The organism is Psychrobacter sp. Arc9 (genome assembly GCF_041431295.1).
Classification (GTDB): Bacteria; Pseudomonadota; Gammaproteobacteria; order Pseudomonadales; family Moraxellaceae; genus Psychrobacter.
Genome location: NZ_JASMRK010000030.1, coordinates 1 through 17,378, shown reverse-complemented (window position 1 = coordinate 17,378; position 17,378 = coordinate 1). Strand labels below are relative to the sequence as shown.

The window sequence follows — 17,378 nt, the reverse complement described above, 5'->3', positions numbered from 1 at the left end:
CTTACATGGTTAACACTAAAACCAAAACATCACACCAGCAGTCAGACTATTAGAATCAACGTCTTCGTCCTCTTGACGACGTAAGTCTCGCGCATCACCCAAGGCGCTCTCGTAGCTGAAACCAACATAAGGCGCGAGCTGACGACTGAATGTCTCATAAGCCAGCCTAACTTCAGCTTCAAACTCATTAAATCCTTTAGTAATACCGTTATCGGTATCATCTTTACTAAAGGCAGTCAGCTCCAGCTCTGGTCTGACCACCCAACGCTGATCTAAGCGCCACTCGTACGCTGTCCCAAGATCAAGCTGGACTTGACCATCAGTATATAGATAAGCTCTTGCGTCAGTCTCAACGAAGTACGGCGCCGTACCAGCAATGCCTGCCATGATTGCGGACTTATCGTTTTCAGTATTATAAGCAATACCCGCTTCTCCATTCCAGAAGATACCGAGCGGCTTCCAATAAGCGAGTGAGCTTAGACTATCGATCTCTTTATCATCGTTAGTTTGAGCACTACCTTCACTGCGTAGAGTGACACGATTACTATCAGTACCGTACCAGCCTTCAGCTTCAAAATCGATTTGGTCATTCTCAAACTGATAGCCCAAAGTTTCTACTGACACACCCCATAACGGTAAGCTATCCATCATTACCGGTTTACCATACTGTCCATAGTCAACACCATTTGAGTAGTCGGGACTACGAGCATTAGGAGGTGGTTCGCCGCCTTGCATTCCAGACATATCCATATTCATACTGCTATGATCCATACCTGACATATCCATGCCACTATGATCCATATCTGACATGTCACCTGACATATCCATACCACTGTGATCCATATCCGACATATCGCCTGACATATCCATACCACTATGATCCATATCCGACATATCGCCTGACATATCCATGCCACTATGGTCCATATCTGACATATCGCCTGACATATCCATGCCACTATGGTCCATATCTGACATATTGCCCGACATATCCATGCTGCTGTGATCCATATCTGACATATCCATACCAGACATGTCCATACTGCCATGATCCATGTTCGACATGTCCATACTACTATGGTCCATATCTGACATAGTCATGTCTTTTTTAACCGTGGACGGGTCAGCAGCATTAGCAAATGATGATGCTAATAATACCAATGATGATACCCCGGCGAACCGTAAACCTACTTTATGTATTTTCATCTCATCTCTCACCTATCAACCAAAGATTTGCTTAAACAACGGCAACTTCTCTAAACATCCCTGCTTCCATGTGATAGAGCAAGTGGCAATGCCATGCCCATCTGCCAGCTTCTCCGGTGACATCAAAGCTTATCTTTTGTGCAGGCTGTACCATTATCGTATGCTTACGTACTTGAAACTCACCTGAAGGCATCCGCAGATCGCTCCACATACCATGCAAATGCATGGGATGATTCATCATGGTGTCATTGACTAAGGTAATACGTACGCGCTCACCCGGCTTAATATTGACCGGTGCGGCATCTTTGAACATAACCCCGTCTAGAGCCCAAATATAGCGCTCCATGTTTCCCGTCAGATGTATTTCAATCTCTCTGGTGGGTTTGCGCTGCTCTGCCATTATCTCATCGCCGACAGAGCGCAACTGACTATAATTCAAAACCTTTCTATCAATGTTACGTAGATTAATACCAGGGTCATCAAGGTTCATACGCGGACTATCAACGCGCATATCGGACTTAAAGTCATATTCTGTTTTGGCATGTTTAGCGTTATAGCCATTCGATCCCATGGCGCCCATCATGTCGGCCATCGTCAGCCATTCGATTTTGTCCATAGCAGGTATCGCAGGACGAGCACCTTTTTTGGTAGCAAGCGTTGTCGCAACATAGCCTGACCGATCTATGTTTTGAGCAAATATGGTATGCGCGTCTTTAGTGGGCGTCACGATGACATCATAAGTCTCGGCCACCCCAATACGGAAATCATCGATATCGACGGGACTGACATCAATCCCATCCGTCGCGACGACTTTCATTTTTAGGCCGGGGATGCGTACATCAAATATCGTCTGCGCTGAACCATTAATAAAACGTAGTTTGACAGGCTGTCCAGCCTTGACAAGTTGCGTCCAGTTAGCCGCTGTGGTTTTACCATTCATAAGATAAGTAAACGTGGTCTCACCAGATAAATCAGTAAAGTCTGTCGGCATCATCCGCATCTGATTCCACGTTTTGCGCTTATCAAAAGCCGCCTCAAGATCCGTAGCGGCAATATCGGACAATAGCTTTTTAAAGTCTGGCAGATGATAATTATCAAAGTCAGCACGCTGCTTAAGTAGTTTTAGCAGATTATGCGGATCGCGATGCGTCCAATCACTAAGCAGGATAACGTGATCTTCCTCGATAGGATAGCGTTCGCGCCCTTTAGGTTCAATCACAATAGCCCCGCGCATACCGGTCTGCTCTTGGAAGCCAGTATGCGAGTGATACCAATAAGTGCCTGACTGTATCAGTTTAAATTTGTACGTGAAGGTGCTACCCGCAGGAATACCATCAAAGCTGATACCCGGTACGCCATCCATCTCAAACGGCACTAAGAGGCCATGCCAGTGAATAGAGGTCGACTCATTCAGCTGATTATGGACTCGAATGGTGACCGTATCGCCTTCTTGCATCTTAAGCGTTGGCGCAGGCAGTGAGTCATTTATCAGCGTTGCCATGCTTGACTTGCCGTTGACCGTTATCATCTTCTCACTGACATAAAGATCAAACTCTTTGCCTGTCAGTATAGGTACAATGTGATCGGCTCTATCACTATTGACTACGACATTTTGGCTTTTAGTTAAAGCACTATTAGCCATCGTCGGTAGTGTGGATAGCATCGACGCGCCAAGTAGCGTAGATGACCCTGTCAAAAAACGCCTGCGGTTAAATCTGTTTTTATTCATAATATTGACCTAAGTTAATCCATGAAATGAGAGTTGAACTTATATATCTGATAACTTATTAATAGAACTACATCTGCTGCGCTGGCGACTCAATAGCCGCATACACTTGAGTGCTGCCATCCTTGTTCAATTGCATGACTTTATAGGGCATGAATTTACCTTCATACTCCATACCGGGGCTACCAACCGGCATACTCGGTACGGCAAGTCCAATAGCTTGTGCAGGAGGATTTGCTAAGAATTCAGCCATGTATTTAGCAGGAACGTGACCTTCAAAAACATAACCATTAGTAGTGACGGTGGTATGACAAGAGCGCATTTGCTGCGGGACACCGTAACGCTCTTTAAATAAAGATAAATCTGTAACGTCTTGCGCAGTTGCGCTTAGACCATGACCTTCGGCATAGCCTACCCATTCTTTGCAGCAGCCGCAGTTGGCATCTTTATAAACTGTGGCTGAGACGTTTTTGAGTAATGATGACGAGCTGTTAACGGGAGCATTTGTAGGAGCAGAACTTTCATTTTGTACTTGTGCATTCTGGGTAGCAGACTGTTCAACCTTTACTGGTTGAGAATCAGAGCCACTGGTATTAGATTGGCTGCAAGCGGCTAGCGTTAACGAGAGTGACGATGTCACCACCAATAAAAGGACACGACTGGATAACCAGCTATGTCCATTAGAAAGCACATGTGTGTAATGTCTCATTAAATTACTCCTAAACGTCTATTATTATGCTCGATATTCTAAAAACTTACACCCTATATTTAATTCTTATGTACTTAACTAAAAACATTAAATGCAGCACTGTTCAGTACTGCATTATTAATATAATAGCGACAACCGTGAGTTAGGAGGCTTTCATATCTAGAAAGTATTAATGCTGCATTCCAGATTCATCATCCGACATATTCATATCACCGTCAAATGACATGTCCATCATATCGCCATCTATCCTAGTGGTTAGCATCGTGTACTGAGCTTCATCTAATTCAGGTAACGATCTAATGAAGGCTACCATTGCCCACATTCTAGCGTCGTCATGAGAAGCACCCCACGTAGGCATTCCAGATGCCATAATACCGTGCTTGATTGCCCAAAAGCCTTGCTTTGCACCGTCTTCTGTTTGATAACGTTTGACAATATCAGCCTTGGTAAAGTTGGGCGGCTTTGGATATAAGCCCTCACTAAAGTCAGTTTGTGCCACTCCCGGAGACAAATGGCAGCCTGCGCACATATCCTTATAGTCCGCGCCCCCAGAGCTGATATCGACCTTCTCTAAATCTGGTACCACAATATCTTTACTGGCATTTTCTATGGAACGATTGCGAGCAGTTTCTAAAAAGCTAAACATCATTGGGCTATGCTCTTGGTCAGCTCCCACATTGACAACGCCACTAGTAACAACCGCAAACACGCTAACGATTGCCACAAATACGGTAAAGAGCGCACCCAATAAAAATTTCATATGTTTTCCTAACAATTTATTTCCGTTAAGTGTTGACTGCTATTTAACAGAGCTAAAATTTCTAAGATTTACTGTCGTTAGTAACGCAGTGTTTTTGGTACATTTGCTTCATTTTACCCATGTTAGCCATCATCGCTTTCATGGCAGGATCGTTCATATCCATTTTGCTATGATCCATTTTTTGCATCATTTGCATATGCTTTTGCATTTTTTCACAGTTCATCTGATCTTTTTGCGCATGCATTTTTGGATCATGCGCCATAGCTGAGGTTGAAACGACTAGAGCGACGGCAGTGGCTACGATTGCTTTAGGTAAAGACTTTGATTTAAAGAGTGACATGGTTAATCCTTAATTGATTTAGTTGAGGGTACATAAAGCTTTAGGATATTAATTCAGTCTAAAGCATAACCAGTCTAAAGCATAACTTATTGATTCTGACAGAGAGATGACAGCAAGATGACAATATTGTCATCTTGCTATTTATGGTTTTTAATATTGTCATCAATCCTTTAGTATGACATCAGAGCTGATATTACTTATCGCTACCATATTTGTTAATGAAGTATTTTTCAGACTGTAGATGTTGATCTTTGTGTTCAATCTCACAAGCCACTCTAGCATCGATATAGCTTTTCATTTGGGCGCTAGAAAGCTGAGCATCGTTATGATCCAAATTTTTTGCAAAGTCAGTAACAGCGTCGCAGTTATTGATGATTGAAGTACTTAGATCAGTAGTATGCGCATTAGCAGTAGTAATACCTATAAGTACAGATACCGATAGCAATACTACTTTTTTGAATGAACCGTGAATTTTCATATAAAACCTCTTTTGTAAGTTATTAGGCGTTTAAATTGATTACCTGTGAAAATAATTCGTAGTAGCTAGATATTAGGAACGAGCAACTATGTTTCATTCATATAGATTAGCAAATGAAGACTGACAATCTGATTACGAGTACATGACATTTTTGTCAGTTACAAAACGTTTTTGTCATCTATATTGATTAGGATGTCAAATAATCATAATCGTGTTGAGGGGTTACTATGAAAATACTACTGGTAGAAGATGAGTTGAAACTAGGCGAGTATATAAAAAAAGGCTTAACGGAAGCTGGTTTTATTGTTGATCATCACCTAACAGGCCTAGATGGCTATCATGCATTGATGACAGAAGAGTTTAGCGTGATCCTAATGGATGTGATGCTGCCTGATGTTAGCGGCTTTGAGCTGGTGCGCAATTACCGAGCAGCGGGTAAGCAAACACCTGTGCTCTTTCTAACGGCAAAAGATGACTTAAGCGATAAGATAAAAGGAATTGAGATTGGAGGCGATGATTATTTGACTAAGCCTTTTGCGTTTGCAGAATTGATCGTCAGAATAAAGAGTCTGTTACGACGCGCCAATCAAGCCGATTATCAAAGTACGATCCTGCAAATAGCAGATCTCAAGATGGATATTGCCAAGCGCACGGTACATAGAGGCGGCAAGCCTATTAAGCTCACGGCAAAAGAATTTTCCTTACTACAGTTTTTATTAGAGCGCCGAGGTGAAGTGCTACCACGTACCGTGATCGCCTCCCAAGTATGGGATGTGAATTTTGATAACGATACCAATGTGATTGATGTGGCGATAAGGCGTCTGCGTATAAAAATAGACGATGGTCATGAGGCAAAGCTCATTCATACTGTGCGTGGAATGGGCTATCGCTTAGAGGCGCTGGCTACTGAGGTCCAAAGTGATGCGGACGGAGACGATTCTAAATAGCATGAACCATACACTCAGAAACCGGCGCTGGTCACTGCTATGGCGAACGATTTCCTTATTGACAGTCTTCGTTATTATCTCTCAGGTCATCATCTATGCGTGGGTGCAGCGCTCTGTGAGTGGACACTTTGAGCAAATGGACTCAGAGATTATCACCCATGCAGCTTTTAATCTGCGTAAACGCATGGTTAGTGTTAACGAGCCCATAGAACCATTCACAGTGTCAAAGTCCCAATCACTCATTGATGACAATCACTTGCATTCCTCTTGGCTGGATTATGATTTAAAAACCTTAGTAGCAGATAAAAAAGGCAAGTTATTATCCAGTGACCCCAGTAGTTTCATTCATAGTTTGCCAGCCGATTTTAGTTTGTTATCACTATGGCAGGAACATCACGATCAGCAGTTTATGATCAAGATAAACAATAGGCATTACCGAGCCATTATTATTCCAAATCAAGAGATTTTGGCGTTTATTGCCCTACCTACCAATGTGCATCATCAATATCTTATCCAGTTTAATCGCCAGCTGAGCTTGATACTCACAGCCATCACCTTGTTGTTGGTTTCAGTAGCGGCATTAAGTGTGTATTGGGGGTTTGCGCCTCTGGCCACTATCGTCCAAAAAATGAAAGGCATAAACCTGCAAAGGTTAGACGAAAGAGTATCGGTTGGCGATATGCCGTTAGAGCTGCGACCACTAGCAGAGTCTTATAATTCGATGATGGTCAAGCTTGAAAGTAACTTTGAGTCTTTGTCTCGGTTTTCAGACAATATCGCTCATGAGCTACGTACGCCAATAGCGACGCTGAGTACACAAACGCAGGTCATGTTAACTAAGCCAAGAGAAGGCGACGAATACATTGAGCAGCTACATCATCAGCATGACACGTTAGAGCAGCTGTCGGCCATGATAAACAATATGCTGCTACTGGCAAAAACCCAAAAAGGATTAAGTGACTCGCAAATCAGTCACGTGGATACGGATAGTTTAATCACCAAGCTTGTTGATTACTATGAAATGATTGCAGAAGATCGAGGGATAACTTTTGAGAAATCAGGTGATTTTGAAATGGTGTTGGGTGATGAAGGCTTATTGCAACGGCTGTTTGCCAACCTGATATCAAATGCCATTTATTATGCAGCTAGTGATAGTACTATCATGATATCCGCTACCATCCTCACCTCAACCACCTCACTTAATGTGACTAAAGACGAGGTTCGACCCTCAAAGCAGCAACGGTTAAGGATAACGATGACCAATCGTTTAGACAAACCATTAGATCAGAAAGAGGCTGATAAATTATTCGAGCGATTCTATCGTCATGATAAGACTAGTCATAAGTACGCAGGTACAGGATTGGGATTGTCTATCGTGCAGGCCATCGCTAATGCCCATAAAGGTAAAGTCAGTATTACTATCAAAGATGAGTGTTTTTTTGAGGTTACTGTAGGATTATTGATGGCTTAACAAGGTAAATCAAAAGAAGATAAACTCAAAACGTTGTTGTCAAAAACTCAATATCAGAGTATTTGCAAGTGTAGTCCAGAACCGTTTCTTCAATGCATTCGAAAAATCGTTAAGATCTAAACTACGGCTGAAATACCTGACTATTTTTTCGAAATTATAGCAGCCCATTTCTACAGTAATTTATTCCAATATTACTTTGATGAGTTAATAATTCGCTTAATCAGTAATTTCTGAAAAAGTTAAGTATAAAATACGTACATTAATACTATAAAAAATGATTGAATTCTATACTTAACTAGTGACCAAAATTGATATCAATGTTGCTATAAAATACTTTAAAATACGCTAAACGTCATGGCATAAAATTCTTCCTATCCCTTTATTTATAACGTATAGTAGGTTTATATACATCAAAGTCATTTAACGAAATATGGTGGTTCTAGCCTCCGAAGCCGAGGGTCGTGGGTTCGATTCCCGCCGAGCGCACCAATCATTATGTTCCAACCTTGCTTCACCCTTCCCTTAATACTCTCTTAAACTCCCTATACTTATTAAACCTACACTTCAAAATGTTTGCGGTTTTTCTGTGCTTGTATACTTCTGAGGCTCTCACCTATAGTCGATTCAGTATAATTTGGATACAAGGAAGCCGAGTGAAAGTACTACAAGTAGTAGACTGAGCGAGACTGACACCGTAGCCAATTTATAGAGGATTGACTATATAGCAAAATTATTCTGCGTCCTGTAGATTGGCAGTCAATTGAGCACGGCTAGGTATACGGTGATAATTAATCACTGGCACATCACCCAAACGGCGCTGACCTTCAGCAATCTTTTTATCAATCGTAATCATCGCAATTTTTTTATCTTGTTTGCTAACGAGCAAATGATTTGCCTTACGTGTGACTCGGTAATGAGCAAAATGCTGCTTTAATATCGCTGATGTTTTTTGCAGCGCATCATTCGGTGTTGCATTTTTTGATTTTGCGCCGCTATGCTTTTCGCCTACTTTTGCGCCGCGCGATTTTGCCACGAACCATAAAACTGCGATAATAGCGAACAATATGACAAGCCACCAAATACCGTCTATCATAAGTAAAAACATCCATTATTAGCAAGGGTTGGCTCATGTTAGCAGAATTATCACCAGCGTTAATAGCAGAAGTAAAACTTGCCGCACAACTACTGGCATCCAAACAGCGTATCTGCATTCTGACTGGGGCTGGCATTTCAGCAGAAAGCGGTATCCCAACGTTTCGAGATAAGCAAACAGGACTGTGGGAGAACTACGGTGTCGAAGACCTAGCCACTCCTGAAGCATTCACTCGTGATCCAAAGTTGGTGTGGTCATGGTATCAATGGCGTCGGCAAATGGTCGCAGACAAAGCGCCAAATCCCGCCCATCATGCGTTGGCTCAATGGCAGTATCATGCGCAAACCTCCGATCAGCAGCTGACACTCATCACCCAAAATGTCGATGATTTGCACGAGCAAGCTGGTAGCGCAGTGACTCACCTGCATGGTCATCTTTGGCGCAATCGCTGTGGTCAGTGTGAGATACCCTATCAAGATCAATCGAGAGCATCGTACGATAATCAAGGCACTATGAGCTTTGATGAATCACTGCTTAACTGTCCGCATTGCGACGGTTATATTAGACCAGATATTGTTTGGTTTGGCGAAGCCCTACCTATACAGGCATGGCAGACTGCCGAAGATGCTGCGGCTAATTGCGAAGTGTTTATCAGTATCGGTACATCAAGCTTGGTTTACCCTGCTGCTGGATTATCACAGCTAGCCAAACAAAATGGCGCGCAAGTTATTGAGATAAACCCTGACCCAACGCCAAATACTATCGTCGATATCACATTAGCAGAAAAGGCTGGAGTAATACTGCCGCTACTTATAGCAGAGATTACTACTTTATAATTGCTACTACTTATAAACATTGCTGAATGACAGACAATAAAAAAGGCTTAACGATTTGTATAAACCGTTAAGCCTTCGCTACTAAAAATAAGCTCGTTGCAGCTTATTTCAATGCAAGATCAACTCTCGCTAAGTAAGCTTCTTTCAATTCATCACTGATAAATGCCGATTTAAACGAGTTTTTTACCAAAGTAATAATATCGTCTTCCGTAATCGGCAGATTCTCATAGAGGTTGATAAAATTTTGATTCACGTAGCCTTTGAAGTACGCTGGATCATCTGAGTTAACGCTAATATTTAGACCATAATCTAAAAGCTCTTTAATATTGTGCTCTTTATAAGTCTCAAAGACCTTTAGCTCGATATTTGAGTTCGGGCAAACCGTCAATGGCATTTGCTCATCTTTGAGTCTTTGCATCAACTCTGGGCTTTTTATAGACTGCACACCATGATCGATTCTATTAATATTCAATAAATCTAATGCTTCATAGATGTACGAAAAGTCAGCTTCTTCGCCTGCATGAGCAACCAACTTAAAGCCTTCTTCTTTGGCTTTTTGGAAGACTTCTTTGAATTTCGATGGTGGGTTACCTAATTCTGATGAATCCAGACCAACACCGATAATATCGTCTTTATAATCCAGTGCTTGCTCTAACGTCTCAAACGCTTCTTCTTGCGATAAATGACGCAAGAAACACATGATGATGCATGACGTGATACCGTATTTTGCTTTGGCATCGGCGAGTGCTTCTTTGATACCTGTGATGACCGCTTCAAAAGGCACGCCGCGTTCGGTATGCGTTTGCGGATCAAAGAATATCTCTGTGTGGATGACATTGTCTTCGACACATCTAAGAATATATTCCCATGTCAAATCATAGAAATCATCTTTGGTGAGCAGGACATTTGCACCCGCATAGTAAATATCTAAAAAACTTTGCAGATTGTTAAAGTTATAGGCGGCGCGCACGTCTTCTACGCTGTCATAAGGTATCTCTACGTTGTTCTTTTTGGCCAATCTAAACATCAGCTCAGGCTCTAGCGAACCTTCGATATGTAGATGAAGTTCAGCTTTCGGTAGTTTCTTTATTAATTCAATCATAGTATTCCAATAATGGTGTTATCGAGACGAGCCCTAGTAAATGTTGCACACTAGGATAATCAAACCATACATATATGAGGCGGTATCTGTCCCAGAAGAATCATTTTAACACTAAAAGTATATCGCCTAAAACAAAACCCTTTGACCGTATAGATAAGCTACTGATGGTGTGTCAAAAAGTATGCTGATTAAAATTTGAACAATTTTTGAAGCCTTGAAAGCCCTATAGAATCAGAGAACTTAGCATAGATTTCGTATTGACTTTTATCGCCAGCATACTTTTTAGAACACCACCAAGCTACTTATAAAAGTAGCCTTCTTAATACAACCGTATAAGGCGCAAACTACTTTAAAAACACCACTGTATCGGACAGCTCATTACCTTCTGGATCATGCTCTAAATGATAATACTGACGTAATACCTGCCCCACTTCATCCAGCAGTTCAGCTAAGCTCTCTTCTGTCTTTTGAGTAGCAATACCAGATACTGCCTTTTCGCACATTGCATTCCATACCGTTGGACTAACGTGAGCGCTGATACCTCGGTCTGCGACAATCTCTAGTTTACGCTCGCATACATTGACATAGATCAAGACGCCCGTATTTTCTTCGGTATCCCAGACGCGATATTCGCTAAACAAATCAATCGCACGCTCACGGCAGTTCATGCGATAGGCCTCTTGGATAGGCAAATGGTTTTCTACAATCAAGAACACCTCACCACGATGCCCACGTTCGGCTCGTGTCACAGCATCTGTTAAACGCGCCTTGGATTCTGTTGTTAGCCACTTACTATGTAATAAAGGGACGAACAAAACTTGACGCCACCAGCGGGCAAAACTGGGGTTTGAAGCGTTGTCTTCTACCATTATATTATTTCCTCAAGTACGTCGTTTTCGATGGTTATGTAGAGTTTATTTTGTTTGCGTATGTGGAATACTTACCACGAGCCACCTGCACCGCCGCCGCCGAAACCACCGCCGCCCCCGCCAAAGCCGCCGCCTCCGAAACCACCACCGCCAAAGCCGCCTCCACTGCCACCGCCCATACCGGGTAAGAAAATTATGCCGCCTCTGCGCCCACCTTTACCGCCGCCGCCTTTTCCACCGCCACCACTAGCAAATATCAAAAACAGCCATATAAATATCGTCATAATAGATGTCATAATGAAGCTGCCACCCAAGGCTAATGATCCCACAAAAAAACCACCAGCGGTTATAGTAGAACCAAACACGCGCCCAAAGATACTGGTAATAACACCACCAAATACCAATGCCATAATAAATAAGAAAGTAGGTGATGGTAGCTCATTTGAGCCTTGTTGAGCAGTGCGCTCTGCAGCTTGCTCATCAGCACGAGCCAAGACCTCAGGATCAGCCGTTAGGCGCGTTTTGAGTGCATCGACACCAGCAATTATCCCCGCACCATAGTTATTTTGCTTAAATAACGGCGTGATATCTTCACGAATGATACGGTTGAGCGCAGCATCTGGCAACACCCCTTCTAGCCCGTAACCCGTTAGGATATACATATCACGGTCATTGACAGCGACCACAATTAGCAGACCGTCATCGATAGCTTCATCACCCAGTTCCCACTTCTCAGCAACTTGCAAGGCATAATCAAATATTGGTACGCCATTGGTAGTTGGTACGATAACCACCGCTGCTTGTGCTAAGCCTTGCTGATAAATACTTCGAAGCTGAGCCTCTAGACGTAGCTTCTCTTGGGGATTTAGGATATTAGCCTGATCAACGACTGGTTCATTGAGTATCAACTTATCAGCGTCAACACCCTCGGCACTGGAGCGTACTGGTGGCTGATCGGTTTGAGCATTGGCAGTACCATTTGCTGCGCTTTGGTTATCTGCGTTTTGATTGATAGCGTCGTTGCCGAGCATCGCTTCATTGATAGCATCGTTATTTAATACAGCATCATTAATTGCTTCATTAGACTCGCCTGCTTTAGCAACGGCCACCAACTCTTCGACACTACGGTTTTGCAGATTCGAGGTGCTATCTGTCGCCACCGCTATATCATTGGGTGCAGCGTGCAATGCAGGCACGCTGACGACACCTAACGTAAACAGTAATGCTGATAAGATTGCTTTTGAATTATTCATCTAATCTATACCACCTCAGATAACATCTTTACCAATTGATAGACTCTAACTAATCATCATTGAACCATTAGCTAAATAAACAGAGCTGCCTATGCCGCTCTATTGCTATTGTCACATTAATTCTAAATTTTATTCAGCTGACTTTTCTGCAGAGTCGCCAAAATCAACACTTGGTGCGGTTGAAATCGCTTCTTCATTGGCCACACTAAAGTTGGGCTTAGTATCCATCCCAAATACTTTTGCAGTGATGTTGGTTGGGAACTGACGTACCGTTGTATTGTATCCTTGCACTTCTTGGATGTAGCGGTTACGAGCCACAGCAATACGGTTCTCAGTACCTTCTAACTGCGCTTGCAGGTCCTGAAACAGTGCATCTGATTTTAGATCTGGATAACGCTCAGATACCGCCATCAAACGTGACAATGCGCCTGTCATCTGCTCTTGCGCTGCTGCATAACGCTCCATCGCTTCTGGATCATTGAGTACTTCTGGCGTCACCGTGATACCGCCCGCACGTGAGCGAGCTTCTGCCACTTGGGTGAAGACTTCTTGCTCTTGCTCGGCGTATTGCTGTACGACTTTGACTAAGTTTGGCACCAAATCAGAACGGCGCTGATACTGGTTGACCACTTCTGACCATGAAGCAGTGACCTGCTCATCTTGTGCTTGCAGGTTGTTGTAACCACAGCCGCTTAGACCAACCGTAGAAGTTGTTAATAAAGCGGCTAGCAACATCGGCTTCATAATAGATTTACGCGTCATTTTTGATTCTCCTAATAATGATAAATAACAAATATCCAGTACCACATTTTTAGTATTTTAAGTTTTCTTGGTATTCATACGGCAGTCATACGCTCTACATATTGTATATCTGCGCATCACTCTATCAGCATGATATCAAAAGAAGTTGTTCTAATGATGGCGTTATATACGGCTTTTTACAATTGACCGTTACCAAAACACAACCGCATAGTGTCAACGATAACGCGTTTTTATCATGATAGATATAGAGCAAAAATCTAGCAGTCTGGCGCAGTCAGACTAAATGTTATGAAAGTACAAACAATTATTTATATATAATCTAAATCTTACTAATGTATCTGCTAAATAAAATATGGAATATATCTACCGTCTATAAAGAAATTTCTAGTAATTAGTACAAAAATATGGCAAATTGCAGTTACGTAGCCGTACGGTTTGAATACATTTGGTAGTGGACTTATAGTTTGATTAGTATTAGCGAGTTGTTAATTTCTTAATAAAAACATCAATTAACTGTCAAATTATCGCTAAATACTGTCAATTCGCCATACCAGTCATGTATTTATTCAAGACAGCTCATAGTAAGTTGAATGCCATCATGGTGATGGATATTTAATTATATAACCGCCTGTTTTATCCGCCGGTCAACTTATGACTCATCTGATGTGTAACATGATGATAGAAGACCGCAGTAGTTGAGGTTGTAGAATAATAGTAAACGCAGCTGATATTTATATTGTCAGTGATAAGCGCTATGCAAATAGTCCGTATTACTGACGAGATACGCGGGTAAATACAGACAACTACAGTCCATTCTTGGTGGCCAAGCACATGAGACTTAGACAACAAATAAGTCGATGCAGAGACTTTAACTGCTTAACTTAAATAAGTAAGTTAACCAGTTAGTTTACTCCTAGCAAACAGTGCCACCTTGAGACAGTACTAGGAACATAAATATGGAAGGTTTAGTTAACTTAGTAAATGGAATTATCTGGAGCCCAGCGCTGATTTATCTCTGCTTGGGTGCCGGTCTGTTCTATTCCATTATGACGCGCTTTGTACAAGTACGTCTATTCGGTGAGATGATCAAACTCCTATTCACTGGTAAATCTAGTGCACAGGGTATCTCATCATTTCAGGCACTTGCCGTCTCACTCGCCGGTCGTGTGGGTATGGGTAACATCGCTGGGGTAGCTGCTGCTATCGGCTTCGGTGGCCCAGGTGCCGTTTTCTGGATGTGGATCGTAGCCTTCCTAGGCGCATCTACAGCCTATGTCGAATCTACTCTTGCTCAGATTTACAAAGAAAAAGATGTGGTAACTGGCGAGTATCGTGGTGGCCCAGCTTATTACTTTGAACGTGCCCTTGGTCAAAAGTGGTACGGTATCCTCTTCGCAATCGCTTCTATTTTATCATGTGGTATGTTCTTACCTGGTGTACAGGCGAACGGTGTTATCAGTGCATTTGCACAGGTAATGGGCGAAGGTACGATCATGAACGTTGCAGGCCTAGAAGTTGGCTCTATGCGTTTGGTCGGCTTGGCTATCATTTTAGTCGTGCTAGGTATCATCATCTTTGGTGGTATTAAGCGTATTGCAACCTTTACTGAGTTCGCAGTACCTTTCATGGCATTAGGTTATATTGCCCTAGCGCTGATCATCATGTTCAGCAACTTCAGCTTGATTCCAGATGTGTTTGGTATGATCGTTGGTGATGCATTCACTGCCCAAGCAGGTTTTGGTGCTGCTATCGGTTGGGGTGTGAAACGTGGTATCTACTCCAACGAAGCTGGTCAGGGTACAGGTCCTCACGCTGCTGCTGCTGCTGAAGTTGAGCATCCATCACAGCAGGGTTTAGTTCAGGCATTCTCAGTATATGTTGATACATTACTAGTATGTTCTGCTACTGCATTCATGATCTTGTCTACTGGTATGTATAACATTCAAGGTACGCTACCAGATGGTCAGTTCATCGTACAGAACGTCGCCGCTGCTACTGAAATCAATGCTCCTGCTTTCACGCAAATGGCAATGGAATCTGTATACGGTACGTTTGGTAATGTCTTTATCGCAATCGCTGTATTCTTCTTTGCCTTTACGACAATTCTGGCTTACTACTACATCGCTGAAGTAAACGTCGCTTACTTAACACGTTTCCTCGGTCGTAGTGCGAACAGAACTGGTCTATTCCTAGTGAAAGTGCTTATCATGGCGATGGTTGCTTATGGTGGTCTAAACTCAGCTGGTTATATCTGGGCAATCGGTGATATCGGTGTTGGTCTTATGGCTTGGCTTAACATTGTTGGTATTCTTGTCATCTTCATCGTGGCTCGTCCAACCCTTACTATGCTTAAAGACTATGAAGCTCAGCGTAAAGCTGGCGTCACTCGCTATAGTTTTGACCCTGCTAAATTCGGTATCAAAAACGCACCGTATTGGGAAGAGCGTCATCTAGCACAGCAAAAAAGCATGAACGCTGATCCATTACGTAAAGATAAAGTGTAAATCGATTTAATAGGATTACTCCTTAATCTTATTGAATAAATAAAAAGCCCGAGACTATAGTCTCGGGCTTTTTTGTTTGGATAGTTTTCCACACCACTACAGAATAGCTTACCGAAAAAACATCAAAGCCCACGTTCATAAGAACTGATTTAATACCTTAAAACTGCCCTTTTATTCTCAAAATTAATCTGTATTCGAAATAACATCTGACTGTTATTTTGTATTTTGCCTGTCTTCTTTATAGAGCTCGCTTTAGCATTAAACTACTTTATATTAATTAAGTCGTCGTACCAGTATAGGTAAACCACAGTTCCCCTATTCTTAATTCATAGACATAAAAAAACCTAGCACGATGGCTAGGCTTTCTTTAAATAACTTGTAGATTACGAATCTACGCGTTAATAGACAGCTTATTCAGGCATTAATACTGCATCGATAGTGTGAACCACACCATTGGTTGCCATGATATCTGTACCAGTAATATTTGCTGTGTTACCAGTAGCATCAGTAATTACGTTGTCTTCACTGATAGTAATGGTTTTACCGTTCGCTGTTTCGATCTCAGTACCGTATGGGATATCAGCCGCTTTAACTTCCATTGCTAGCACATGGTAAGGAAGAACCGTTTTTAGCAAGTCCGTATTGGCCAATAACTCTTCTTTAGTCACGCCTAGTTTTTCTAGTACTGGCGCAAACGCATCATCAGTTGGGGCAAATACAGTATGCTTAGTTTCTTCCATTAGCATAGTATCAAGACCAGCAGCCTGTAGCGCAGCGGTTAAGATAGTTAGGTTTTCGTTCTCTGCTGCAATTTCAGCGATAGTTTGAGTCGCTTCCATATCCATCTCGGCCATTGGCTCTGCTTCAACAGCTTCGGTCTCAGCAACTGGCTCAACTGCCATTTCTTCAGTCGCTTCTGGTTCAGTTGGCTCTGCAACAGTCTCTGTGTCGTTACACGCTGCTAGTGACATGGCTGCGGTTACAACTGCGATAGATAACAAGTTCTTCTTTAACATAGGTAATTCCTTTTCGGATAAATAATTGATTAAGGGATTTATTTAAATTAATAACTTTCGATAAATATAATGGCGACCAATGATTGATAAATGTATCAATTACTTAGTCATACTATTTAGTCCGTTATATTGATAGTTCTCAGTCTAACTGTTTAATTTTCAAATGGTATTTACTTAGGTAGCAACACTGTATCAATCACGTATATAGCATTGTTTGCTTGTATATCAGTGAGACCATCCCAGATTCTGTGTAACTGCCATTTAGATTAAATGCTTACTGATACGGTCATCAAACATAATCATAAA

The 17,378-nt window shown here is 42.1% G+C and carries 16 protein-coding genes; 4 read left to right on the top strand and 12 right to left on the bottom strand.

Features of this window, described 5'->3' with window-relative positions:
• Positions 1-15 precede the first annotated feature (15 nt).
• From QO187_RS12165 to QO187_RS12140, 6 genes are all read right to left on the bottom strand, one after another.
• Complete coding sequence (locus QO187_RS12165) at positions 16-1,206, bottom strand: copper resistance protein B (RefSeq protein WP_102093208.1); 1,191 nt, start codon at positions 1,204-1,206, stop codon at positions 16-18.
• Positions 1,207-1,237: 31 nt separating this feature from the next.
• Positions 1,238-2,935, bottom strand: a complete 1,698-nt coding sequence (locus QO187_RS12160; RefSeq protein ID WP_068037346.1) for a copper resistance system multicopper oxidase — start codon at positions 2,933-2,935, stop codon at positions 1,238-1,240.
• Positions 2,936-3,002: 67 nt separating this feature from the next.
• Entirely contained in the window at positions 3,003-3,641 is a 639-nt protein-coding gene (locus QO187_RS12155) for a DUF411 domain-containing protein (RefSeq protein ID WP_068037351.1), read from the bottom strand.
• A 169-nt stretch (positions 3,642-3,810) separates the two neighbouring features.
• Positions 3,811-4,401, bottom strand: a complete 591-nt coding sequence (locus QO187_RS12150; RefSeq protein ID WP_102093210.1) for a cytochrome c — start codon at positions 4,399-4,401, stop codon at positions 3,811-3,813.
• Between the two features lie 61 nt (positions 4,402-4,462).
• Positions 4,463-4,741, bottom strand: coding sequence for a hypothetical protein (locus tag QO187_RS12145; RefSeq protein ID WP_102093211.1), 279 nt, complete (start codon positions 4,739-4,741; stop codon positions 4,463-4,465).
• A gap of 193 nt (positions 4,742-4,934) precedes the next feature.
• On the bottom strand, positions 4,935-5,219 hold the full coding sequence (locus QO187_RS12140) for a hypothetical protein (protein WP_102093213.1): 285 nt from the start codon (positions 5,217-5,219) through the stop codon (positions 4,935-4,937).
• A 227-nt stretch (positions 5,220-5,446) separates the two neighbouring features.
• Here QO187_RS12140 and QO187_RS12135 point away from each other — a divergent pair, with 227 nt between their 5' ends.
• Positions 5,447-6,166 carry a heavy metal response regulator transcription factor gene (locus QO187_RS12135; protein ID WP_102078699.1) on the top strand — a complete coding sequence of 240 codons (720 nt, stop codon included), beginning with the start codon at positions 5,447-5,449 and terminating at the stop codon, positions 6,164-6,166.
• 1 nt (position 6,167) lies between these two features.
• Positions 6,168-7,637 carry an ATP-binding protein gene (locus tag QO187_RS12130; RefSeq protein ID WP_102093214.1) on the top strand — a complete coding sequence of 490 codons (1,470 nt, stop codon included), beginning with the start codon at positions 6,168-6,170 and terminating at the stop codon, positions 7,635-7,637.
• A 730-nt stretch (positions 7,638-8,367) separates the two neighbouring features.
• Here the strand turns inward: QO187_RS12130 and QO187_RS12125 are convergent.
• A complete protein-coding gene (locus QO187_RS12125; protein WP_102093215.1) occupies positions 8,368-8,730 on the bottom strand; it encodes a hypothetical protein in 363 nt (120 codons plus the stop codon).
• 35 nt (positions 8,731-8,765) lie between these two features.
• Here QO187_RS12125 and QO187_RS12120 point away from each other — a divergent pair, with 35 nt between their 5' ends.
• A complete protein-coding gene (locus QO187_RS12120; RefSeq protein ID WP_102093216.1) occupies positions 8,766-9,566 on the top strand; it encodes an NAD-dependent deacylase in 801 nt (266 codons plus the stop codon).
• A gap of 103 nt (positions 9,567-9,669) precedes the next feature.
• On the opposite strand, the gene QO187_RS12115 is transcribed toward QO187_RS12120, so the two are convergent.
• The 4 genes from QO187_RS12115 to QO187_RS12100 form a co-directional block, all read right to left on the bottom strand.
• Positions 9,670-10,668, bottom strand: coding sequence for an adenosine deaminase (locus QO187_RS12115; protein ID WP_102093217.1), 999 nt, complete (start codon positions 10,666-10,668; stop codon positions 9,670-9,672).
• 344 nt (positions 10,669-11,012) lie between these two features.
• Positions 11,013-11,537 (bottom strand): TPM domain-containing protein, encoded by a 525-nt coding sequence (locus QO187_RS12110; protein WP_101204947.1) that lies wholly within the window; start codon positions 11,535-11,537, stop codon positions 11,013-11,015.
• Positions 11,538-11,608: 71 nt separating this feature from the next.
• Complete coding sequence (locus QO187_RS12105; protein ID WP_102093218.1) at positions 11,609-12,790, bottom strand: YgcG family protein; 1,182 nt, start codon at positions 12,788-12,790, stop codon at positions 11,609-11,611.
• 129 nt (positions 12,791-12,919) lie between these two features.
• Complete coding sequence (locus QO187_RS12100; protein ID WP_101204949.1) at positions 12,920-13,552, bottom strand: LemA family protein; 633 nt, start codon at positions 13,550-13,552, stop codon at positions 12,920-12,922.
• Positions 13,553-14,508: 956 nt separating this feature from the next.
• On the opposite strand from QO187_RS12100, the gene QO187_RS12095 reads away from it, so the two are divergent.
• The gene (locus QO187_RS12095; protein WP_101204950.1) at positions 14,509-16,056 is read left to right on the top strand and encodes a sodium:alanine symporter family protein; all 1,548 of its coding nucleotides are present in this window, start codon (positions 14,509-14,511) and stop codon (positions 16,054-16,056) included.
• Positions 16,057-16,466: 410 nt separating this feature from the next.
• On the opposite strand, the gene QO187_RS12090 is transcribed toward QO187_RS12095, so the two are convergent.
• Positions 16,467-17,072, bottom strand: coding sequence for a fasciclin domain-containing protein (locus QO187_RS12090; protein ID WP_057758535.1), 606 nt, complete (start codon positions 17,070-17,072; stop codon positions 16,467-16,469).
• Between the last annotated feature and the right edge of the window lie 306 nt (positions 17,073-17,378).

Coding starts and splice junctions, on each gene's coding strand:
- QO187_RS12115 (WP_102093217.1), bottom strand. CDS start 10,668: ATGATTGAATTAATAAAGAAACTACCGAAAGCTGAACTTCATCTACAT.
- QO187_RS12150 (WP_102093210.1), bottom strand. CDS start 4,401: ATGAAATTTTTATTGGGTGCGCTCTTTACCGTATTTGTGGCAATCGTT.
- QO187_RS12135 (WP_102078699.1), top strand. CDS start 5,447: ATGAAAATACTACTGGTAGAAGATGAGTTGAAACTAGGCGAGTATATA.
- QO187_RS12165 (WP_102093208.1), bottom strand. CDS start 1,206: ATGAAAATACATAAAGTAGGTTTACGGTTCGCCGGGGTATCATCATTG.
- QO187_RS12140 (WP_102093213.1), bottom strand. CDS start 5,219: ATGAAAATTCACGGTTCATTCAAAAAAGTAGTATTGCTATCGGTATCT.
- QO187_RS12105 (WP_102093218.1), bottom strand. CDS start 12,790: ATGAATAATTCAAAAGCAATCTTATCAGCATTACTGTTTACGTTAGGT.
- QO187_RS12095 (WP_101204950.1), top strand. CDS start 14,509: ATGGAAGGTTTAGTTAACTTAGTAAATGGAATTATCTGGAGCCCAGCG.
- QO187_RS12110 (WP_101204947.1), bottom strand. CDS start 11,537: ATGGTAGAAGACAACGCTTCAAACCCCAGTTTTGCCCGCTGGTGGCGT.
- QO187_RS12100 (WP_101204949.1), bottom strand. CDS start 13,552: ATGACGCGTAAATCTATTATGAAGCCGATGTTGCTAGCCGCTTTATTA.
- QO187_RS12160 (WP_068037346.1), bottom strand. CDS start 2,935: ATGAATAAAAACAGATTTAACCGCAGGCGTTTTTTGACAGGGTCATCT.
- QO187_RS12155 (WP_068037351.1), bottom strand. CDS start 3,641: ATGAGACATTACACACATGTGCTTTCTAATGGACATAGCTGGTTATCC.
- QO187_RS12145 (WP_102093211.1), bottom strand. CDS start 4,741: ATGTCACTCTTTAAATCAAAGTCTTTACCTAAAGCAATCGTAGCCACT.
- QO187_RS12090 (WP_057758535.1), bottom strand. CDS start 17,072: ATGTTAAAGAAGAACTTGTTATCTATCGCAGTTGTAACCGCAGCCATG.
- QO187_RS12120 (WP_102093216.1), top strand. CDS start 8,766: ATGTTAGCAGAATTATCACCAGCGTTAATAGCAGAAGTAAAACTTGCC.
- QO187_RS12130 (WP_102093214.1), top strand. CDS start 6,168: ATGAACCATACACTCAGAAACCGGCGCTGGTCACTGCTATGGCGAACG.
- QO187_RS12125 (WP_102093215.1), bottom strand. CDS start 8,730: ATGATAGACGGTATTTGGTGGCTTGTCATATTGTTCGCTATTATCGCA.